Annotated in this window: 15 protein-coding genes and 1 pseudogene; 8 read left to right on the forward strand and 8 right to left on the reverse strand. The window is 67.5% G+C overall.

All coding sequences use genetic code 11. From position 1 onward, the window contains the following. The first annotated feature begins 29 nt into the window (after positions 1-29). Positions 30-758 carry a pseudouridine synthase gene (locus OY559_RS00970; RefSeq protein WP_277729875.1) on the forward strand — a complete coding sequence of 243 codons (729 nt, stop codon included), beginning with the start codon at positions 30-32 and terminating at the stop codon, positions 756-758. A gap of 163 nt (positions 759-921) precedes the next feature. Here the strand turns inward: OY559_RS00970 and OY559_RS00975 are convergent, their stop codons facing one another. The 3 genes from OY559_RS00975 to OY559_RS00985 all read right to left on the reverse strand — a co-directional run bounded on the left by OY559_RS00975 (position 922) and on the right by OY559_RS00985 (position 4,054). Next, positions 922-1,314 (reverse strand): MAPEG family protein, encoded by a 393-nt coding sequence (locus OY559_RS00975; protein WP_277728241.1) that lies wholly within the window; start codon positions 1,312-1,314, stop codon positions 922-924. 288 nt (positions 1,315-1,602) lie between these two features. Further along, the gene (locus OY559_RS00980; protein ID WP_277728242.1) at positions 1,603-3,306 is read right to left on the reverse strand and encodes a M28 family metallopeptidase; all 1,704 of its coding nucleotides are present in this window, start codon (positions 3,304-3,306) and stop codon (positions 1,603-1,605) included. 82 nt (positions 3,307-3,388) lie between these two features. Further along, the gene (locus tag OY559_RS00985; protein ID WP_277728243.1) at positions 3,389-4,054 is read right to left on the reverse strand and encodes a DUF4097 family beta strand repeat-containing protein; all 666 of its coding nucleotides are present in this window, start codon (positions 4,052-4,054) and stop codon (positions 3,389-3,391) included. Between the two features lie 169 nt (positions 4,055-4,223). Between OY559_RS00985 and gpmI the strand changes: the two genes are divergently transcribed. The 3 genes and pseudogenes from gpmI to OY559_RS01000 form a co-directional block, all read left to right on the forward strand. Next, complete coding sequence (gene gpmI, locus OY559_RS00990) at positions 4,224-5,771, forward strand: 2,3-bisphosphoglycerate-independent phosphoglycerate mutase (protein WP_343228779.1); 1,548 nt, start codon at positions 4,224-4,226, stop codon at positions 5,769-5,771. Continuing rightward, complete coding sequence (locus OY559_RS00995) at positions 5,771-7,027, forward strand: murein hydrolase activator EnvC family protein (protein WP_277728246.1); 1,257 nt, start codon at positions 5,771-5,773, stop codon at positions 7,025-7,027. Before gpmI ends, OY559_RS00995 begins: the two co-directional genes overlap by 1 nt. Before the next feature lie 115 nt (positions 7,028-7,142). Continuing rightward, positions 7,143-8,447: pseudogene (locus tag OY559_RS01000) on the forward strand (S41 family peptidase); the annotation flags it as partial. A 128-nt stretch (positions 8,448-8,575) separates the two neighbouring features. On the opposite strand, the gene OY559_RS01005 reads toward OY559_RS01000, so the two are convergent. Together OY559_RS01005 and OY559_RS01010 are read right to left on the reverse strand one after the other, a co-directional pair. Next, positions 8,576-8,896, reverse strand: coding sequence for a DUF1820 family protein (locus OY559_RS01005; RefSeq protein WP_277728249.1), 321 nt, complete (start codon positions 8,894-8,896; stop codon positions 8,576-8,578). A gap of 93 nt (positions 8,897-8,989) precedes the next feature. Continuing rightward, entirely contained in the window at positions 8,990-9,682 is a 693-nt protein-coding gene (locus OY559_RS01010; RefSeq protein WP_277728250.1) for a rhomboid family intramembrane serine protease, read from the reverse strand. Between the two features lie 225 nt (positions 9,683-9,907). On the opposite strand from OY559_RS01010, the gene OY559_RS01015 reads away from it, so the two are divergent. Further along, positions 9,908-11,290, forward strand: a complete 1,383-nt coding sequence (locus OY559_RS01015) for an OmpP1/FadL family transporter (RefSeq protein WP_277728251.1) — start codon at positions 9,908-9,910, stop codon at positions 11,288-11,290. Positions 11,291-11,426: 136 nt separating this feature from the next. Here the strand turns inward: OY559_RS01015 and OY559_RS01020 are convergent, their stop codons facing one another. From OY559_RS01020 to putA, 3 genes are all read right to left on the reverse strand, one after another. Then, the gene (locus OY559_RS01020; protein WP_277728252.1) at positions 11,427-12,380 is read right to left on the reverse strand and encodes an SMP-30/gluconolactonase/LRE family protein; all 954 of its coding nucleotides are present in this window, start codon (positions 12,378-12,380) and stop codon (positions 11,427-11,429) included. A gap of 13 nt (positions 12,381-12,393) precedes the next feature. Next, entirely contained in the window at positions 12,394-13,554 is a 1,161-nt protein-coding gene (locus OY559_RS01025; protein ID WP_277728253.1) for a GGDEF domain-containing protein, read from the reverse strand. Between the two features lie 255 nt (positions 13,555-13,809). After that, complete coding sequence (gene putA / locus OY559_RS01030) at positions 13,810-17,025, reverse strand: bifunctional proline dehydrogenase/L-glutamate gamma-semialdehyde dehydrogenase PutA (RefSeq protein ID WP_277728255.1); 3,216 nt, start codon at positions 17,023-17,025, stop codon at positions 13,810-13,812. Positions 17,026-17,287: 262 nt separating this feature from the next. Between putA and OY559_RS01035 the strand changes: the two genes are divergently transcribed. The 3 genes from OY559_RS01035 to ctaD are packed head-to-tail and all read left to right on the forward strand — an operon-like array spanning position 17,288 to position 20,376. Further along, positions 17,288-17,764: a DUF2244 domain-containing protein gene (locus tag OY559_RS01035; RefSeq protein WP_277728257.1), complete on the forward strand. Its 477-nt coding sequence runs from the start codon at positions 17,288-17,290 to the stop codon at positions 17,762-17,764. Positions 17,765-17,782: 18 nt separating this feature from the next. Beyond that, on the forward strand, positions 17,783-18,727 hold the full coding sequence (gene coxB, locus OY559_RS01040) for a cytochrome c oxidase subunit II (protein WP_142123021.1): 945 nt from the start codon (positions 17,783-17,785) through the stop codon (positions 18,725-18,727). Between the two features lie 35 nt (positions 18,728-18,762). Further along, on the forward strand, positions 18,763-20,376 hold the full coding sequence (gene ctaD, locus OY559_RS01045) for a cytochrome c oxidase subunit I (protein WP_277728258.1): 1,614 nt from the start codon (positions 18,763-18,765) through the stop codon (positions 20,374-20,376). The last annotated feature ends 19 nt before the right edge of the window (positions 20,377-20,395 follow it).

The following is a 20,395-nucleotide window of genomic DNA, read 5'->3' on the forward strand; positions in this document are numbered from 1 at the left end:
TTTCGCAGATTTGGAAGGTACGCAGCTTCATGGATTACGGTGAGACGAAGGCGAATGACGGCGCAGTGCCCGTGCTGTATGCCGATGCGCAGATCGCGGTGGTCAACAAGCCCGCAGGTGTGATGGCGCACGACAGCAAGCTGGCCGGTGGGGAAACGGATTTCGTCGCCGACCGGCTGCGCGCGCAGTTCGGCAAGCCGATCTTCCTGATCCATCGGCTGGACCGCGCCACCAGCGGTTGCCTGCTGGTGGCGTTCGATCGCGAGAGCGCTTCGACGCTGGGCAAGGTGCTGATGTCGCGTGAAGTGGAAAAGGATTACCTCGCGGTGTGCCGCGGCTGGCCGGAACCGGATTTCATCGTCGATCATCCGCTCGACGGCGGTCCGGGCAAGCCGGAAAAGAAGCCGTCGGTGACGCGCTTCGTGCGACTGGCGACGGGCGAACTGCCGTTGCCGTCGGGCGGCTTCGAGACCTCGCGCTATGCGCTGCTGCGCTGCCAGCCGCAGACCGGGCGCTTCCGCCAGATCCGCCGCCACCTGAAGCATGCATTCCATCACCTGATCGGCGACACCAGCCACGGCGATGGTCGGCACAACCGCAATTTCCGTATGCAGGGCGTGCACCGCATGTTGCTGCACGCGGTGCGGCTGTCGTTCCCGCATCCGGCAACGGGCGAACGCATCGAAGCGGTGGCACCGCTGGACGACGAGTTCCGCAAGGCGTATGCGCTGTTCGGATGGGAAGAGGATCTGCGCTGAGCGGTGCTCTCTGTAGGAGCGACGTAAGTCGCGACCGCAGAAGCGAAATGCCGGGATGGTCAGACCAAGAGCGGTCGTATCGGCGAGGCTCCTTGCCCCTGAAACACCAGCGGGCTTTCATGGTGTGCGGTCGCGACTTACGTCGCTCCTACAGAGAGCAGCGTCACGCCACCCGCATCGCCGCCAGCACCATCAGCGCCACGGCGCACAGCATGCCGAGCAGCCACACCAGGCTGCGTAGCGATTGCTTGTCTGCCAAATAGAACACGCCATGCAGTACGCGTGCAGCAACGAACCCCAGTGCGAGCGGTGTCACCGCTTCTTCCGGCACGCCGGCCAGCTGCGCCATCAGCACGCCCGCGACGAAGGCGGGGAACGCCTCGAAGCCGTTGAGGTGCGCGGCGTTGGCGCGCTGCACCTTGTAGTTGCCTTCCTGTTTGGCGATCCAGGCGCGCGGGTTGCGGTTGTTGTAGCGCTCGCCGGACCGCTTGGCGATGAAGACCCACAGGTACGGCAGCAGCGCGGTGATCAGGATGCACCAGTAGGCGATGGACATGAGCGTTTCCCTCCTAGGATGGCGCAGGGTAGTGGGTGGCGAGGGCGGTCGTCCATGCTTGCGTCTCTTCTTCCGCCTGTGCCGGAGGTGGGATGAGAGGGGTCGCAACGGAATGCGTGCCGGAGGCGAGCTTGTTGTGGGAGCGACGTAAGTCGCGATGGGCCACCGGTAACGCTTCATCGCGACTTACGTCGCTCCCACGGCTAGGGGTCGATGGTGGGTCGCGCGGCTGGAAAGAAAAAACGGCGCCTCTCGGCGCCGTTTTCATGTCGCATCGGAACAGGCGGCTTATTTCTTCGCCGGTTCCGCCTTCATCATCGTGTCGCGCGCGGCCTTGAACGGGTTGCCGTCGTACCAGTTCGGCCACGTGCCTTCCACGGCCAGGTCCTTGCCCACGCCGTAAAGCGCCTGCAGGTCCTGCACCACGCCGTCCAGCTTCCAGCCTGCGTGCACTTCGTCGCTGGCCTGGTGGTAGCGCTTGGCGTATTCCTCGCTGGCCGCCTTGCCGGCGTCCACGCCGCCTTCCAGCAGGTCGTTGCCGCCCTTGGCGTACAGGGCCGGCACGCCGGCCTTGGCGAAGTTGAAGTGGTCGCTGCGGAAGTAGTAGCCGCCGGCCGGGTTGCCTTCCTCGGCGAGTACGCGGCCCTGCTGGTCGGCGTAGACCTTCAGCATGTCTTCGAGCTGCGAGTTGCCCTTGCCGGTGACGACGAAGTCGCGCGACTTGCCGCCCACGCTCATCGCGTCGAGGTTGATCACGCCGGCGATCTTGTCGAGCGGGAAGGTCGGGTGGGCGACGTAGTACTTGGAACCGAGCAGGCCGGACTCCTCCAGCGTCACCGCCACGAACACGACCGAGCGCGCCGGCTTCGGATCCTGGTGGGCGAACGCCTCGGCGATCTCCAGGATGCCGGCCACGCCGGTCGCGTTGTCGACGGCACCGTTGTAGATGTTGTCGCCCTCTTCGCCTTCATGCTTGCCCAGGTGGTCCCAGTGCGCCATGTACAGCACGGCTTCGTCGGGCTTGCTGCTGCCCGGCAGTACGCCGATGACGTTGCGCGAGGTCTTCTCGGTGATGGTGCTGGTCAAGGAAGCGGAGGCCTTGGCCTTCAGCGGGACGGGCTTGAAGCCGCGCTTGCCGGCGCTTGCGTAGGCGGCGTCGAGGTCGAGGCCGGCGTCGGCGAACAACTGCTTCGCAGCCTCGGCGCTCAACCAGCCCTGCATCGGGATGCGCTTTTCCGGATCGTCCTTGGCGGGCAGGTCGTACTGCGGGCCGGCCCAGGAGTTCTTCACCACGTCCCAGCCGTAGCTGGCACCCGGGGTGTCGTGCACGATCAGGGCGGCGGCGGCGCCCTTGCGCGCGGCTTCCTCGAACTTGTACGTCCAGCGGCCGTAGTAGGTCATGCGGTTGCCGCCGAACAGCGTCTCGTCCTTGGCGTGGAAGCCCGGGTCGTTGACGAACATCACGACGGTCTTGCCGGTCCAGTCCTGGCCGGCGTAGTCGTTCCACTTCTGCTCCGGCGCATCCACGCCATAGCCGACGAACACCAGCTCGCTGGCGTCCAGCTTGACCTGGGTCTCGCCGGTGCGGGTGCCGATGACGTAATCGGTGCCGAACTTCAGGTCGCGGGTGCCGGCGGAGGTGGTCAGCGAGAGCGTGGTCGCGGCCTCGTCGACGGTGGTCTCCACCATCGGCACGTCCTGGAAGTAGCTGCCGTTGTTGCCGGGCTGCAGGCCGATGCGCTTCATCTGCGCTTCGAGGTAGGCGGTGGTCTTCTCTTCGCCGACCGAGCCGGGCGCGCGGCCTTCGAACTCGTCCGACGCCAGCGCGTTCACCATGTCGGCGAAGTCGCCCTCGGTGATGTCGGCGGTAAACGTATGCGCCGCGGCGGGCGGCGTGGCGGCTTCGGGCGCGGGGGCCGGAGCCTCGGCTTCGCGCTTGCATGCCGTCAGTGCGGCGGAAGCGGCAAGCAGCAGCATCAACTTGCGGGACATCGGGATTCCTCAACGAAAGGAATCCCGATTCTAGCGGGAATGGCCGGGCGGGACCTGTGCCGTGTCCCGCCTTTCGCCGGGCTCACTCCGTGGGTGCGGTGTCGGTGCTGTACGGCTTGGCGGTGGCGCCGGTGACGGGGCCGATCTTGGCACTGGTGTGCACGTACAGCACCACCTCGCGCTCGAACACCAGCGGACCTTCGACCACCGCGTTCGGCCCGATGATGATGCGCGGGTCGCGCTTGGGCTTCAACGAGAAGTTGACGCCGCGCGGCTTCTCCACCTTGAGGCCGCCCTTGACGTGCGAACCGACGCCGACCGTGATGTCGCCGGTGACGGTCTCGATGTTGCCCGCCAGCTGCGTGGCGACCAGTCCGATGGCGCCGTTGACGGTGGACACATTGCCGCCCACGGTGGTGCCGCGGTCGGTGAAGATGCTGCCGTTGACGGTCTCGATGTCGTTGCGAACCTGCACGTCCTTGCCGACCCGGATGGAGCCGTTGACGGTCTCGAGCGAGTCCACGCGTGCTTTTTCACCCGCGTTGATGCTGCCGTTCACCGTGCTGGCGTCCTCGGCGATGGCGCCGTCGGCGATGCGGATGCTGCCGTTGACGGTTTCGAGGTCGGCATAGGTCTGGCCGGCCTCGGCGGTGACGCTGCCGTTCACCTTGGAAATCTCCTGCTGGGCCAGCGCGGGCGTGGCAGCCAGGGCCAGGGTCAGCAGCAGGACGGTGCGGGTACGGGTCATGGGGTCATCCTTCGGGTGGTGTTGATGACTGTGATGCGCACGGGCAGGGAAAGGTTTAGCCCGGCCGTCATCGGGGGTGCCATGGCACCATGCTTCGCTACAATCGTCACCTGCCTGAAGTCACTGGAAACCCCCCGCCGTGTCCGCATCTCCCGTGCCCGTAGACAATATGGTCGTGAAGCGTCCCAAGCCCGTCGTGCTGCTGATCCTGGATGGCTGGGGGCACCGTGAAGATCCCGCCGACAACGCGCTGGCGCAAGCCACGCTGCCGAACTGGCACCGCCTGCTCGCCAGCGCGCCGCATACGCTGATCCACACCGAGGGCCGTCATGTGGGTCTGCCGGATGGGCAGATGGGCAATTCGGAAGTGGGCCACATGAACCTGGGCGCGGGCCGCATCGTCTACCAGGACCTGACCCGCATCGATGCCGCCATCGAGGACGGCAGCTTCTTCGCCAATGCCGAACTCGTCGCTGCCTGCGAGGCGGCCAAGGCCGACGGCAAGACCCTGCACGTGTTCGGTCTGCTGTCGCCGGGCGGTGTGCACAGCCATGAGCTGCACATCTTCGCGATGCTGGACCTGGCCAAGCGCCAGGGCGTGCCGCGTGTCGCGGTGCATGCCTTCCTGGATGGCCGCGACACGCCGCCGAAGTCGGCCGAACCCAGCCTGCGTGCGCTGCAGGACCTGTGCGCGACGCTCGGCAACGCGCACATCGCCTCGGTCAGTGGCCGCTACTACGCGATGGACCGCGACAAGCGCTGGGACCGCGTGCGCCTGGCGTGGGACGCGATGGTGGAAGCCAGCAGCGATCACCATGCCGCCAGCGGCGTGGGGGCGCTGGAAGCCGCATACGCGCGCGGCGAGAACGATGAGTTCGTGCTGCCGACCGTGATCGACGGTGCACGGCCGATGGCGGACGGCGATGCCGTGGTCTTCATGAACTTCCGCGCCGACCGTGCGCGCCAGCTGACCGCGGCGTTCGTGTCGCCGGCGTTCGACGGCTTCGATGCACGCAAGCCGGCGCTGGCCCGCTTCGTCTGCCTGACCGAATACGACGCCAGACTCCCCGCGCCGGTGGCGTTCGCGCCGGACGACCTGCGGCACACCTTCGGCGAACTGCTGGCCGATGCCGGATTGACGCAGCTGCGCATCGCCGAGACGGAGAAGTACGCGCACGTCACGTTCTTCTTCAGCGGCGGACGCGAGGACGTGTTCGCCGGCGAGGAGCGCATCCTGATCCCCAGCCCGAAGGTCGCCACCTACGACCTGCAGCCCGAAATGAGCTGCCCCGAGCTGACCGCGAAGCTGGTGGAGGCGATCGGCTCCGGCCGCTTCGACGCCATCATCTGCAACATCGCCAATCCCGACATGGTCGGCCACAGCGGTGATCTGCAGGCCGCCATCCTCGCTGCACAGGCGGTCGACGTGGCCATCGGCGCGGTGGATGCCGCGGTGCGCGCGGCCGGTGGCGCCCTCATCATCACCGCCGATCACGGCAACCTGGAAATGATGCGAGATCCGGCCACCGGGCAGCCGCACACCGCGCACACGGTCGGCCCGGTGCCGCTGGTCCTCGTGTTGCCCGGCAGCGCCGGCGAACACGCGGCCACGCTGCGCAGTGGCGGCGCATTGCGCGATGTGGCACCGACGCTGCTCGACCTGCTGGGCCTGCCCCAGCCGGCCGACATGACCGGCCGCAGCCTGATCGACGCCTGATGCCGAACCGCTGGCGCGCTGCGTTCACCGCGATCCTGCTCGCCGGCCTGGCCGCCGCGGCGGTAGCGACGGCGCAGAATCCACGCGAAACCGAGCGCAAGCTGGAGCGCGTGCGCAGCGAGCTGAGGTCGATCGCGCAGGAGCGACGCAAGCTGGAAGGCGAGCGCGGCACGGCATCGCGCCAACTGCGCGATGCGGATGAGCAGGTGGGCCGCACGACGCGGTCGCTTTCCGAGACCGAAGCGGCACTGCGCCGCGAGGCCGCCGCGCTGCAGGAGCTGCAACTCAAGCGCGACGCCATGCAGGCGCAACAGGCGTCGCAGCGACGACAGCTGACGGCGCTGGTGCGTGCCGCCTACCAGCAGGGCGACGATGCCCCGTTGAAGGTGCTGCTGTCGCAGGAACGCGTGGCCGATGCGAACCGTTTGCTGGCCTACCACCGCTACGTGCAGCGCGACCAGACGCGACGCATCGCGACATTGAACGCCGAGCTGGAAGCGCTGGACCAGGTGGAGCGCGACATCGTGGCCCGTCGCACCGAACTGGATACCGCGCGGGCAAGGCAGCGCGACCAGGTCGCGCAACTGGAGAAGGCCCGCAGGACCCGCGCGAGCCTGGTCGCGGACCTGGACGAGCGATACCAGGATCGTGCGGCGAAGGAGAAGGCGCTGGGCCAGGATGCGCGTTCGCTGCAACGCCTGCTGGACAACCTGCGCGCCGCCGCTGCGCGTGCGGAGGCGGAACGTCGTGCCGCCGCGCGCCACGAGGCGGCGGCCGCAGCGGCACAGAAACGCGAAAGTGCCGGCGGCGCATCGCGCGGCACGCGGACCACCCCTGCACCCCGCCCGGCGGTGGCATCCGCACCTCCGCTGAAAGTGGGCGGTCTGGGCTGGCCGGTGTCGGGCAGCCTGTTGGCGCACTACGGCGGGCGCCTGCCCGACGGCCGCGCCAGTACCGGCGTGCTGATCGGCGCGCCCTCTGGCACGCCGGTCACGGCGGTGGCGGACGGCACGGTGGTGTTTTCCGAATGGATGACGGGGTACGGCCTGATCCTGATCCTCGATCACGGCAACGGCTACATGAGCCTGTACGCGCACAACGACAGCCTGCTGAAGGACAGTGGCGATCGGGTCAAGCGCGGTGATGCGGTCGCGCGCGTCGGCACGTCGGGTGGACAGGGCCAGGCCGCGCTGTACTTCGAACTGCGCCGCAACGGCCAGCCGGTCGACCCGGCATCGTGGCTGCAGCGGCGATGAACAGGGCGCCGGGCCCTAACCCGGCTTGAACAAACAGGCCAGGTGGCTTCGCGCATAATCCGGTGAACTTCGCGTCCGTGCGCGAAGTCCCCCTTGCCCCATCTGGAGCGTCTGCATGCCGCTGCGTCTTTCCCTGGCCACCCTGACCGTCGCCCTGTCCGCCTGCATGCCGGCGTGGGCGCAACAGCAGGCGCCACTGCCGGAAACGCCGCCTGTGGTCGCGCCCAGCGACGATCCCGACGCCGCGGAAAACGCACCGTCGAAGGTGCCGCTGGACGAGATCCGCCGCTACGTGGCGGTGTTCAATGCGGTCAAGGAAGCGTATGTCGAACCGGTCGAAGACCGCGAACTGATGCAGTCCGCGATCCGTGGCCTGTTGCTGGACCTGGATCCGCACAGCACGTACTTCGACAAGGAAGATTCCGACGCCTTTGACGAACAGGCCACCGGCGCCTACGAAGGCATCGGCGTGGAACTGCAGCAGCAACCCGACCGGACGCTCCTGGTGGTGTCGCCGATCGACGACACGCCCGCCGCGAAGGCAGGCATCAGGTCCGGCGACGTCATCACCGCCATCGACGGCAAGCCGATCAGCGCCGAAGACGGCATGGAGCCGCTGCGTGGCGCGCCGGGCAGCCGGATCGTGCTGACGATCCTGCGCGATGGCACGCCCAAGCCATTCGACGTGACCCTGGTGCGGGACACCATCCGCATCACCAGCGTGCGCAGCCGCGTGCTGGAGCCGGGCTACGGCTACGTTCGCATCAGCGCCTTCCAGACCGATACCGCCGCCGATTTCCAGAAGCAGGTGGACAAGCTGCAGGAGAACGGAAAGCTGCGGGGACTCGTGCTGGATCTGCGCAGCAATCCGGGTGGACTGCTGCTGGCCGCGGTGCAGGTGGCCGACGACCTCCTCGACAAGGGCAACATCGTCAGCACCCGCGGGCGCATGTCGATCAGCGATTCCAAGTTCGATGCCACCCCCGGCGACCGCCTGAACGGCGCGCCGGTGGTGGTGCTGGTGGATGCAGGTTCGGCCAGCGCGTCGGAAGTGCTGGCCGGCGCGCTGCGCGACAACCAGCGCGCGCGCGTGGTCGGCAGCCGCACCTTCGGCAAGGGCTCGGTGCAGACCGTGTTGCCGCTCGACAATGGCGATTCGGTCAAGCTGACCACCGCGCGCTACTACACACCCAGCGGCAAATCGATCCAGGCCAGCGGCATCGTGCCCGACGTGGTGGTCAGGCCAGAGCAGGATGCCAAGGCGGGCGCCCCCATCGGGCCTGATGGCCAGCCCTACATCACCGAGGCCACGCTGCCCGGGCACCTGCGCGGCGACGAAGAAGGTGCGGCCGGCTACACGCCCGGTGACGTGCTCGACGGTGATGCGCCGATCACGGCGGCGCTGGTCGAACTGAAGAAGGTGGTCGCGACAGCGCGGGCGCCGTTGAACCCACAGCGGCGTTGAGCGTTGGCAGGTGCGGGGAGCAGCGTCGGGCGCGACCGGCCGGATAGCGGCTGACGTCGCTGCCGCAAGCGCGATCGGTTCGCCTAGCGCGGCTTCGCCGGCATCGGGAAGGGCGTCACCACCTTTTCGCCGGTGGCCGCATCGCGGATGGCCGACTGGCCTTTCCGCTCCACCTCTTCCACCCGGATGATGCTCTGCATCGGCAGGTGCAGGACCTTGGTGTTGCCGAACTCGTCGCGCAGTCGCTCTTCGGTGGGATCGACTACCAGTCCCTCGTGCACGTCGAAGACCAGGTCGGCGACTTCAGTGAAGCCCCACAGTCCACTGGCCGCCACCTTGTGTGCGTACAGCTCGTAGACCTTGGTGTGGTTGTGGAAGGTGATCTTGTAGAGCGTCTTCTTCATGCGCCGATTATAGGAGTGCGTGGAGAGGCGTGAGGAGTGAGTAGAAGCCGCGGCCGTCGCTCACTCCTCACGCCTCCCCGCTCACTCCTGCCTTCAATATCCTTGCCGCTTGCGCATCCGCCGTGCGATCGCGGCGCGCACGAACAGCGCGAACACCACGCCGAACAGGAAGCCGGCGATGTGCGCCGACCACGCCACGGTGCCGAACGCGGGGCCCGTGTAGGCGAAGACCACCTGCAGCAGTGCCCAGATGCCGATCAGGAGCGAGGCCGGTGCCTTCACGAATTCGAGGAACAGGCCCAGCGGCAGCACCACGCCAAGCTTTGCGGTAGGGAACAGGGCCAGGTAGGCGCCGATGACGGCGGAGATGGCGCCGCTGGCGCCGATGATGACGCGGTCGGGTGTCCCGATGCTGAGCACGGCGGCGACGTTCGCCACCGCGCCGCCTACCAGGAACAGCAACAGGAAACGCCAAGGCCCCATCGCCCGCTCCGCGGGCAGGCCGAAGATCAGCAGGAACACCAGGTTGCCCAGCAGGTGGGCCCAGTCCGCATGCAGGAACAAGGCGGTGAACAGGCGCAGCACCGTGCCGCGTTGCAATGACGCCAGCCATACCTCGGGCGCCACCATGCCGCCGGTCAGCGCCCCCCATTGGGTCAGCAGGTGGCTCTGGGCCGCGTTCCCCAGGGTCAACGCCCAGCAAAAGGCGGCGGACAGCAACACCAGCAGGGTCGGCGTGGCCCAGCGGACGGGCGGTTTCCGGCGTGACGGGAGGGAAACGAACATGCGCCGGCACTGTACCCGCTCGCTGCCTGACTGCCCATGGTGCGATGCGGCGAAACTGAATAGGGGCAATGACTTACGGCGGATTGTTAGAGTTTAGTTAGCGGGTATACTGCATACGGCGTCGTATGTCGGGAGGGGCTTCCGGCAGGCCGAACGGGTGGACCACAACACCCGCGGCCATGGACGACGCAGGCGCTTTTACCCACGTCTCCGGAGAAACCATTCATGGAATTTGCAAAGAACATCACCCGCGTGTCCGCGCTGGCGCTCGGCATCGCAGGCGTGCTCGCCTATGGCGATGTGCACGCCGCCGCCTTCCAGCTGAAGGAAAACAGCGTCAAGGCCCAGGGCCGTGCGATGGCCGGTGCGGCCTCCGCCAAGGGCGACGCCTCGGTCGTGGTCAACAACCCGGCCGTCATGTCCACCTTCACCGAGCGCACCCTGCAGGCCGACGTCACCGCGATCGACCTGTCCTACGAGTTCAGCGGCAGCGGCACTGCCGCCACCGGCACCCCGTTCCAGCAGCCGCTGACCGGCGGCAACGGCGGCGACGCCGGTGACGTGGCCGCCGTGCCGGCCGCCTCGTTCGTCCTGCCGCTGAGCGGCGACTTCGAATACGTCACGCTGGGCATGATGATCAGCGCGCCGTTCGGCCTGAAGACCGACTACGACGCGGGTTGGGTGGGTCGCTACCACGCGCTGGAATCGGACGTGAAGATCATCGACCTGACGCTGGCGGCCTCGCTGGAGCTGGGTGAGCGCTTCTCCGTCGGTGCCGGCCTGGTCTATGAGCACGCCGACGTCACGCTGTCCAATGCGGTCGACTTCGGCACCGTCATCTGCGGCCAGAACCCGACCGCCTGCCTCACGCCGGGCTCGCCCTATGGTCCGCAGCGCAACGACGGCATCGCCCACATCAACGGGACCGACAACGGCTTCGGCTGGATCGTTGGCGTGAACTGGCGCCCGACCGACAAGCTGTCGCTGGGTTATTCGCACCGTTCCGAGATCGACCACGAGCTGGAAGGCGAAGGCGACTTCACCGTGCCGCCGGCCGTGCGCACCGCGTTCGACGCCAACCCGCTGACCCGTCCGCTGTTCCTGGACGGCGGCGCGCTGGCCAAGCTGACCACGCCAGCCGTGGACACCTTCAGTGCGACCTACTACGCCACCGACCGCTTCACCGTCATGGCCGAAGCCAGCCGCACCGACTGGACCTCGCTGCAGGAAATCCGCATCGAGTTCGACAACCCCGGCCAGCCGGATTCGGCCGAGGAGTACAACTGGGGCGACAACTGGTTCTACTCGATCGGCGGCGAATACAAGTTCAGCGATGCGTTCACCTTCCGCGCCGGCGTGGCGCGCGACGACTCCCCGGTGAGCCGTCCGTACCGTACCCCGCGCCTGCCCGACCAGGACCGCATGTGGTATTCGCTGGGCCTGACCTGGGCGCTGTCGGAGCACCTGGAACTCAACGCCAGCTACGTGAAGATCGACATCGTCGACACGCCCGAAATCGACCTGACCACCAGCACCCGCGCGCGCCTGGTCGGCGAGTTCGACGGCGGCGCCGACCTGTACGGCGTGTCGATGCAATACAAGTTCTGATCGCCCCGCGCATCGGAACCACGAAAAACCCCGCCTCGGCGGGGTTTTTTGTTGTCGGCGCTCTTGCAGGAGGGCTTCAGCCCCGAGGCTTCTGCGCGAACGGCATCGGGGCTGAAGCCCCTCCTGCCCTGTTCGGTCAATACGGCAGGCCGGCGACCGGCAGTTCGATCGACCACAGGCTGGCGGCGCCGGTCAGGAACAGGGTACGCCGGTCATTGCCGCCGAACGCGGCATTGGTGATGTTGGCGTCCACGTGGATCGTGGCCAGCACGTCACCCGCAGGGGAAAACACGCGTACGCGCTGCTGGCCGTGTTCGGTGACGTAGATGTTGCCCAGGCAATCCAGCGTCAGGCCGTCACCGCCTGTGATGCGCGCCAGGTCGCGGCTTGCGCCGGGCACGCCTTCGCGCAACGGATAGGTGCGCAATACATCGCCATCGCCGGTTCCACCCGCCACGTACAACGTGTCGCCATCCGGCGACAGGGCGATCCCATTGGGATTGCGCAGGCTGTCGTCGACCACCGTAGTCACGCCTTCATGGTGGCGATACACGCGGGTGAGGGGCTGGCCGCCGGGCGCGGCCTTGCGCTGGTAGTCGGGATCGGTGAAGTAGAGGCTGCCGTCGGTGCCCATCACCAGGTCGTTGGGGGAATTGAACGGCAGGCCGTCGAACGTCGACACCAGGGGCATGCGCGTGCCGTCTTCCAGTCTCACGCGCGCGATCTGCTTGCGGTCGTGGGTGGCGGCGAGCAGATGGCCGTCCAGGTCCAGCGTCAGCCCGTTGCTGCCACTGTCTTCCACCACGGTCTCCCAGCGATCCGGCGGGGTGAAGCGGCGAATGCGCGACGGAAACGTCCCGCTGTGCACGAAGTCCGACAGGTACAGCGCACCATCGCGCCACACCGGGCCTTCGTAGAGGCGATCTTCGCTGTCGTCCACGCGCGCAGCAGACACTCGTGTGGCCGTGAGGTCGCCGGTGGGCGCACGCCCGGAATCGGCCGGGCAGACGGAGGCATGGGCCGATGCGTGGGCCAGCGGAGCAGCGAAGCTGGCAAGCAGGGCAAGGGCAAGGCGGCGGCAACGCGGCATGGCGGTCCTCGGGTCAGGCGGGCAGCCAGCGTACCTCGATCCGGTTGCGGCCTTTGTGCTTGGCTGCGTAGAGCGCCTCGTCCGCGAGCCGCATCAGGGTGTCGTAGGGCGCGTTGCGGTCGGCGGCGAAGGAAACACCCAGGCTGACGGTGACGTGGATTCCCGCACCGGACGGAGCGAACTCCAGCCCCATCACCTGCTGCCGGATGCGTTCCGCCAGGGCCTGCGCGGTCTCGGCCTGCGTGTCGCGCAGGACCAGCATGAACTCCTCTCCGCCCAGGCGTGCGAACAGGTCGTCGCCGCGGATGCAGCCGCGCACCACGTCGGAGAACCGTTGCAGCACCAGGTCGCCGGCTTCATGGCCATGGTCGTCGTTGACGGCCTTGAAGTGGTCCAGGTCCAGCGCGATCACGGCCAGGCCGTGTTCGGCGCCCTGCCGTCCGCCGCGGGCCTGCAGTTCGTTGTCCAGGCCGCGACGGTTGAGTGCGCCGGTGAGCGGATCGAACAGCGCGCTGCGCCGCAGTGGCTCCGCGGCGCGGAAGCTGGCCAGCATCAGCATGCAGAAATTGAGCAGGAACCAGATCGACAGGTCCAGGTTCACCCACATCGGGTTGGGGCCATAGCGGCCGCTCAGGGCCGCCAGCAGGTCGCCACCGTACAGCCACAGCAGCACCAGGCAGCCCACGATCATCAGGCGTGCCGGAACGTGGTCCGGTGCACTGCGCAGCGCCAACAGGTGGCGCAGCATCACCAGCAGCACGATCACTTCGGTCGCGCTCATAGCCGCGCCCTGCGCATCCACGCCGCCGCCCAGGACCACGCCGACCAGCGAGAAAGCGAGGCACAGCGGCAACAGCGCGCGTTCCCACAACGCCAGCGCGCGCTGCTGCACGAACTGGATGATCGACCACGCCAGCCCCACCAGGCCGGCGCATGCCAACAGGCCCCCTGCGCCGGCAATGCCGGCGGCAAGCGATTCATCGCCTGCCCGCACCAGTGTCTGTGCCGTGCCGTCCAGCATCGCCGCGCCCAGCGAGTACAGGAAATGCGCGACGCCCCACGTTGCAATGCCACGGACGCCCCGCGATACCTTGCCCACGTAGAAGAACAGCGCCAGCAACACGGCGGCGAGCGCGCAGTCGCTGAGCAGCAGGTTGTAGAAATCGGTCGTCATGCGTCGTCGTCGCCCTGCTGGCGCTGGAGCTCCCTGTCGATGCCAGAACGCAGAATAAGGCGCAATCCGGCATGGGAGCGATACGGGGGCCGCGCAACCGCCGAGGCAGTTCAGCGACGGCAACCGCGGAGCCCGCAGGATCGCCGCGTGCAGCGGGCGTCGTCAGTGCCGTGGGTCATGCCCAACGAAAAGCCCCGCCGGAGCGGGGCTGTGCGTGCGACGCCGAGGGCTGCCGATGCGCGGCAGCACCCGGATTCAGTCGCCGAGTGTCAGCAGCGAGGCGTTGCCACCGGCGGCCGTCGTGTTGACGGTGACCGTCTTTTCGGTGGCGAAACGCGGAAGGTAATGCGGGCCGCCAGCCTTGGGTCCGGTGCCGGACAGCCCCTGGCCGCCGAATGGCTGCACGCCGACGACCGCACCGATCTGGTTGCGGTTGACGTAGACGTTGCCCACCTTCACCCGTGCGGCGATGCGGTCGATGGTCTCGTCGATGCGGGAATGCACGCCCAGCGTCAGGCCGTAACCGGTGGCGTTGATCGCGTCGATGACCTTGTCCAGGTCATCGGCCTTCCAGCGTACGACGTGCAGCGCCGGTCCGAAGATTTCCTTGTGCAACTGGTCGAGCGACTTCAGTTCCCACGCACGCGGCGCGAAGAACGTGCCGTGCGCGGTGTCCTCGCCTGCGTTGGCCTGCTTGATGAGGCGCGCCTCGTTCGCCATGCGGGTCGCGTGATCGTCGAGGATCTTCAGCGCATCGGCATCGATCACCGGACCGACGTCGGTCGACAGCAGGCCCGGGTCGCCGATCTTCAGTTCGTCCATCGCGCCGGCCAGCATCGTCATCACCTTGTCGGCGATGTCGTCCTGCACGAACAGCACACGCGCCGCCGAGCAGCGCTGGCCCGCCGAGGTGAACGCGGAACCCATCGCGTCCTTCACCAGCTGCTCCGGCAGCGCGGACGAGTCGGCGATGAAGGCGTTCTGGCCGCCGGTCTCGGCGATCAGCGTCGCGATCGGGCCGCTCTCGCGGCCGGCGAGCGCGCGGTTGATCGCGCGCGCGGTCTCGGTGGAGCCGGTGAAGGCCACGCCGGCCACGCGGGGATCCTTCGTCAGCGCCGCGCCGACAGTGGCGCCGTCGCCGGGCAGGAACTGCAGCACGGCTTCGGGAATGCCGGCTTCGTGCAGCAGTTTCACCGCGGCGTGGCCGATCAGGTTGGTCTGTTCGGCCGGCTTGGCGATCACGCTGTTGCCGGCGGCCAGCGCGGCGCTGACCTGGCCCAGGAAGATCGCCAGCGGGAAATTCCACGGGCTGATGCAGACGAACACGCCACGGCCCTGCAGCTGCAGCTGGTTGGATTCGCCGGTCGGGCCGGGCAGCTGTTCGGGCGCGCCGAACTGCGCGCGCGCCTGCGCGGCGTAGTAGCGCAGGAAGTCGACCGCTTCGCGCACTTCGGCCACGCTGTCGGGGATGGTCTTGCCCGCTTCCTTCACGCACAGCGCGATGTAGTCGGGCAGGCGCTGTTCCAGCAGGTTCGCGGCGTGCTCGAGGATGGCGGCGCGGCTGGCGGCCGGCGTGCGGTCCCAGGCCGGCTGCGCGGCCACCGCATTCGCCAGCGCCTTCTCGACGGTGCCGCTGTCGGCCGGTTGCCATTCGCCCACTGTCTGGCGGCGGTCGGCCGGGTTGGTCACCGGCAACGCAGCGCTGGACACGACGGCGCCCGGCACCAGCGGCGCGGCGCGCCACGGCTTGACCGCCGCGTTGATGCGCTCGGCCAGCGCGCGCAGGTCGTTGTCGTTGGCGAGGTTGGCGCCCATGGAGTTGTTCCTGTCAGAAGAGGCGATGGGAGCCGGCTGGCTCCGGAAAAGATCGACCGGCAGCGGGATGCGCGGGTGCGGGATGGATTCGAACTCGGACACCGTCTGCACCGGGTCGCGCACCAAATCCTCGATGGCGACGTTCTCGTCGGTGATGCGGTTGACGAAGCTGCTGTTGGCGCCGTTCTCGAGCAGGCGGCGGACCAGATAGGGCAGCAGGTCCTCGTGTGAACCGACCGGCGCGTAGACGCGGCACGGGATGTCCAGTCGATGCTTCGGCACCACCTCGGCATACAGGTCGTCGCCCATGCCGTGCAGCTTCTGGTGCTCGTATGGACGGCCGTTGGCGATGAAGCGGATCGCCGCGATGGTCTGCGCATTGTGGGTGGCGAACATCGGATACAGCGCGTCGCCGTGGTCGAGCATGCGTCGCGCATTGGCAAGGTACGAGACGTCGGTGTTCGGCTTGCGCGTGAACACCGGGTAGCCCGGGTGGCCGTCGATCTGCGCGCGCTTGATTTCGGCGTCCCAGTACGCACCCTTCACCAGGCGCACCGGCATGCGGCGGCCGACGCGGCGGGCCAGGTCTGCCAGGAAGTTGATCACGTACGGCGTGCGCTTCTGATAAGCCTGCACGGCCAGGCCGTAGCCTTCCCAGCCGTCGAGCGAGGCGTCGGAGAAGGTCGCCTCGATCAGGTCGAGCGACAGCTCCAGCCGGTCGGCTTCTTCGGCGTCGATGGTGAAGCCGATGCCGTAGGACTTGGCCAGCTGGGCCAGCTCCAGGATGGCCGGCGCCAGCTCGCGCATCACGCGGGCGCGCTTGGCGTGCTCATAGCGCGGGTGCAGCGCGGACAGCTTGATCGAGATGCTCGGTGCCGCCAGCACGTCGGCGAAGGGACCGGTGCGGCCAATGGCATGGATCGCCTGCCGGTAGGCCTCCAGGTAGCGGGCGGCGTCCTTCGTGGTCAGCGCGCCTTCGCCCAGCATGTCGAAGGAATAGCGGTAGTCGGCGTTCTCGCCCTTGCGGCTGCGGGCCAGCGCCTCGTCGATGGTGCGGCCCATGACGAACTGGTGGCCCATGATCCGCATGGCCTGGCGCACGGCCAGGCGGATGACGGGCTCGCCCACGCGACCGACCAGGCGCTTGAAGGCGCCCGGCACGTCGGCCCGGGTCAGGTCGTTCAGGTTGACCAGCTTGCCGGTCAGCATCAGGCCCCAGGTGGAGGCATTGACCAGCACGGAGTCGCTCTGGCCCAGGTGCCTTTCCCAGTCCGCATCGCCCAGCTTGTCGCGGATCAGCTTGTCGGCGGTCTCCTGGTCGGGGATGCGCAGCAGCGCCTCGGCCACGCACATCAGCAGCACGCCCTCCTCGCTGCCGAGGTCGTACTGGCGCATGAAGGCTTCGATGGCGCCCTGGTCCTGGGCGCGGGCGCGGACCCGCTTGACCAGGTCCATGGCCAGCTTCTGGGCCTGGATCTGCTCGTTGGCCGGCAGGCGCGCGTGCTCCAGCAGTTCGCGGACATGTCCGGTCTCGTCGCGCAGCCAGGCGGCCGTGATGGCGGCGCGCAGCGGCGATGGCGGTGCCGGGAGTTCGGGGGCGACGATGCTGCCGGCCGGCGGAGCGGCGGGCGACGGAGCGGGTGAAGGAGTCGACATGACGGCAGGGCAGTCCAAAGGCAGTCCACTAGTTTAGGGCCGTGCGGGCAGGCCGGGTATGCCTGCCGCGCCGGATCAGAGGGTGTCGGTGGAGCGCGTCGGCGGAGCGGTGACGGCGGTCGCGGAATCGCCCCGCGAAGACGCGGTGCGGCCTGAGCGGGTGTCCCGCGCGCCTTGTGCAGGATCAATGAAACTTGCCGCAAAGTGTGCCGGGAGCTACCATTTAACGGTTTTCCGCAGCCCGGATCGTGTGGCGGGCGACATGATCGAAATGGTGCCGTCATCGTGGGACGGACACGGCGCGCGGCTCAGGCTGCGGCCGCCGCGGGCGCTGACGCGCCGCCAGTTCGTGATGTTGTTCGTGGTGCTGTCGGGCGCGATGTGGATCGTCGCCATGCTGGGCTGGTGGGGAGGCAATGCCTTCGCGCCAGCCTTTGCATTCCTCCATTCGGCCATCGTGGCCACGGCGCTGCGCGCGTTGTGGCGCAGTGGCGACCGGAGGGAAGACATCAGCATCGGCCCCGACGCGGTGGAGGTCACCACCTCCGTGTCTGGGGCGGTGTTCCGGGCGCATCCCTATTGGGTGCGCCTGTGCATCGAGCGGGATGGCGAAAGGATTTCGCTGGCCTCCAGCGGCAGGCAGGTCCAGGTTGGCAACTTCCTGGGACCGGCCGAACGCCGGGAGCTGGCGGACAGATTGCAGGATTTACTGGCGGCCGCGAGTGGCCGCAACCGATGACGCATTGGGGTCTAGGCAATGACGCAAGTGAATGGGATGTGGAAGCGGTTGGTGACGGCGTGCACGCTGCTGGCGATGCCGGCGCTGGCTTGGGCGCAGTCGGCGGACCCGAAGCCGTGGCAGCTCAACATGGGCAAGGGCGTGACTGCGTCCTCCCAGCATGCCTATGACGCGCACATGATCGCGCTGTGGGTCTGCATCGTGATCGGCGTCATCGTGTTCGGTGCGATGGGCTACGCGATGTTCAAGTTCCGCCACTCCAAGGGCGCGGTGCCGGCGCAGTTCAGCCACAACACCACGGCCGAGATCATCTGGACCGTCATCCCGGTGCTGATCCTGGTGGTCATGGCCTGGCCGGCGACCGCCAAGCTGATCGCCATGTACGACACCCGCGACTCCGAGATGACCGTCAAGGTCACCGGCTACCAGTGGATGTGGAAGTACGAATACCTGGGCGAGGGCGTGGAGTTCACCAGCCGCCTGGACCGCGAATCCGACCGCCTGCGCCAGAACAAGGCGACGACGCAGGAAGAGATCAAGGCGCACCCGCACTACCTGCTGGACGTCGACAACCAGCTGGTGCTGCCCACCAACACCAAGATCCGCTTCGTGATCACCGCCGACGACGTCATCCACGCGTGGTGGGTCCCGGCGCTGGGCTGGAAGCAGGACGCCATCCCGGGCATCGTCAACGAGGCCTGGACCGACATCAAGGAACCGGGCATCTACCGCGGCCAGTGCGCCGAGCTGTGCGGCAAGGACCACGGCTTCATGCCGATCGTCGTGAAGGCGGTGCCGAAGGCCGAGTACGAGCAGTGGCTGGCCTCGAAGAAGCCCGCCCCGGCCGCCGCACCCGCTCCGGCCGCGCCGGTGGAAGAGGCCGCGCCGGCCGACGCCACGACGGCCCCGGCCGTTGAAGCCGCCCCCACCGCCGAGACCCCCGCGCCGTCGGCGCAGGGTTGATCGACCGCCCGCATCAGCTGCAAGAGATTACGCACATGGCCAACACCGCCGTCGATCATCATGACGATCACCACGGTCACCAGCAGAGCTTCATCGAGCGGTGGTTCTTCTCCACGAACCACAAGGACATCGGTACGCTCTACCTGATCTTCAGCTTCATCATGTTCATCATCGGCGCGGGCATGTCGGTGGTGATCCGTGCCGAGCTGATGGTGCCGGGCCTGCAGCTGGTCAGCCCCGAGTTCTTCAACCAGATGACCACGGTGCATGCGCTGGTCATGATCTTCGGTGGCGTGATGCCGGCCTTCGTCGGCCTGGCCAACTGGATGATCCCGCTGCAGGTGGGCGCACCGGACATGGCGCTGCCGCGCATGAACAACTGGTCCTTCTGGATCATGCCGTTCGCCTTCACCCTGCTGCTCAGCTCGTTGTTCCTGCCGGGCGGCGCGCCGGCCGGTGGCTGGACGCTGTACCCGCCGCTGTCGCTGCAGGGCGGCGCGAACGTGGCACTGACCATCTTCGCCATCCACATGATGGGCATCAGCTCCATCATGGGCGCGATCAACATCATCGCCACCGTGCTCAACATGCGCGCACCGGGCATCGACCTGCTGAAGATGCCGATCTTCTGCTGGACCTGGCTGATCACCGCGTTCCTGCTGATCGCGGTGATGCCGGTGCTGGCGGGCGCGGTGACCATGCTGCTGACCGACAAGTTCTTCGGCACCAGCTTCTTCAACGCGGCCGGCGGCGGCGACCCGGTGATGTACCAGCACATCTTCTGGTTCTTCGGACACCCCGAGGTCTACATCATGATCCTGCCGGCGTTCGGCGTGGTGTCGGAAATCATCCCGACCTTCAGCCGCAAGCCGCTGTTCGGTTACCAGGCCATGGTGTACGCGACCGCCTCGATCGCGTTCCTGTCGTTCATCGTGTGGGCGCACCACATGTTCACGGTGGGCATGCCGCTGGGCGGCGAGATCTACTTCATGTTCGCCACCATGCTGATCGCCATCCCGACCGGCGTGAAGGTGTTCAACTGGGTCAGCACGATGTGGCGGGGCTCGCTGAGCTTCGAAACCCCGATGCTGTGGGCGGTGGGCTTCGTCATCCTGTTCACCATCGGCGGCTTCTCCGGCCTGATGCTGGCCATCGTGCCGGCGGACTTCCAGTACCACGACACCTACTTCGTGGTGGCGCACTTCCACTACGTGCTGGTGACCGGCGCGCTGTTCTCCATCATCGCGGCGACCTACTACTGGTGGCCGAAGTGGACCGGCCGCATGTACAGCGAGTTCTGGGGCAAGTTCCATTTCTGGTGGACGATCGTGTTCGTCAACCTGCTGTTCTTCCCGCAGCACTTCCTGGGCCTGGCCGGCATGCCGCGCCGCATCCCGGACTACAACCCGGTGTTCGCGGACTGGAACCTCATCAGTTCGATCGGCGCGTTCGGCATGTTCCTGACGCCGTTCATGATGGCCGCGATCCTGTGGGCCTCACTGCGCAACGGCAAGAAGGCCGAAGCGCGCGCCTGGGAAAACGCCAGGGGCCTGGAATGGACCGTGCCGTCGCCGGCGCCGCACCACACGTTCACCACGCCGCCGGTCATCAAGGACGGCGACCTGGCGCACGGTGACGTGACGCACTGAAACGGCTGAGCATCGCACC

This window comes from Pseudoxanthomonas sp. SE1 (genome assembly GCF_029542205.1).
In the GTDB taxonomy this organism is placed as follows: Bacteria; Pseudomonadota; Gammaproteobacteria; order Xanthomonadales; family Xanthomonadaceae; genus Pseudoxanthomonas_A.

What these genes read in the sequence shown, in the direction of transcription:
- OY559_RS00970 (WP_277729875.1), top strand. Translation starts at nt 30, where the DNA reads ATGGATTACGGTGAGACGAAGGCGAATGACGGCGCAGTGCCCGTGCTG.
- OY559_RS00975 (WP_277728241.1), bottom strand. Translation starts at nt 1,314, where the DNA reads ATGTCCATCGCCTACTGGTGCATCCTGATCACCGCGCTGCTGCCGTAC.
- OY559_RS00980 (WP_277728242.1), bottom strand. Translation starts at nt 3,306, where the DNA reads ATGTCCCGCAAGTTGATGCTGCTGCTTGCCGCTTCCGCCGCACTGACG.
- OY559_RS00985 (WP_277728243.1), bottom strand. Translation starts at nt 4,054, where the DNA reads ATGACCCGTACCCGCACCGTCCTGCTGCTGACCCTGGCCCTGGCTGCC.
- gpmI (WP_343228779.1), top strand. Translation starts at nt 4,224, where the DNA reads ATGGTCGTGAAGCGTCCCAAGCCCGTCGTGCTGCTGATCCTGGATGGC.
- OY559_RS00995 (WP_277728246.1), top strand. Translation starts at nt 5,771, where the DNA reads ATGCCGAACCGCTGGCGCGCTGCGTTCACCGCGATCCTGCTCGCCGGC.
- OY559_RS01005 (WP_277728249.1), bottom strand. Translation starts at nt 8,896, where the DNA reads ATGAAGAAGACGCTCTACAAGATCACCTTCCACAACCACACCAAGGTC.
- OY559_RS01010 (WP_277728250.1), bottom strand. Translation starts at nt 9,682, where the DNA reads ATGTTCGTTTCCCTCCCGTCACGCCGGAAACCGCCCGTCCGCTGGGCC.
- OY559_RS01015 (WP_277728251.1), top strand. Translation starts at nt 9,908, where the DNA reads ATGGAATTTGCAAAGAACATCACCCGCGTGTCCGCGCTGGCGCTCGGC.
- OY559_RS01020 (WP_277728252.1), bottom strand. Translation starts at nt 12,380, where the DNA reads ATGCCGCGTTGCCGCCGCCTTGCCCTTGCCCTGCTTGCCAGCTTCGCT.
- OY559_RS01025 (WP_277728253.1), bottom strand. Translation starts at nt 13,554, where the DNA reads ATGACGACCGATTTCTACAACCTGCTGCTCAGCGACTGCGCGCTCGCC.
- putA (WP_277728255.1), bottom strand. Translation starts at nt 17,025, where the DNA reads ATGTCGACTCCTTCACCCGCTCCGTCGCCCGCCGCTCCGCCGGCCGGC.
- OY559_RS01035 (WP_277728257.1), top strand. Translation starts at nt 17,288, where the DNA reads ATGATCGAAATGGTGCCGTCATCGTGGGACGGACACGGCGCGCGGCTC.
- coxB (WP_142123021.1), top strand. Translation starts at nt 17,783, where the DNA reads ATGACGCAAGTGAATGGGATGTGGAAGCGGTTGGTGACGGCGTGCACG.
- ctaD (WP_277728258.1), top strand. Translation starts at nt 18,763, where the DNA reads ATGGCCAACACCGCCGTCGATCATCATGACGATCACCACGGTCACCAG.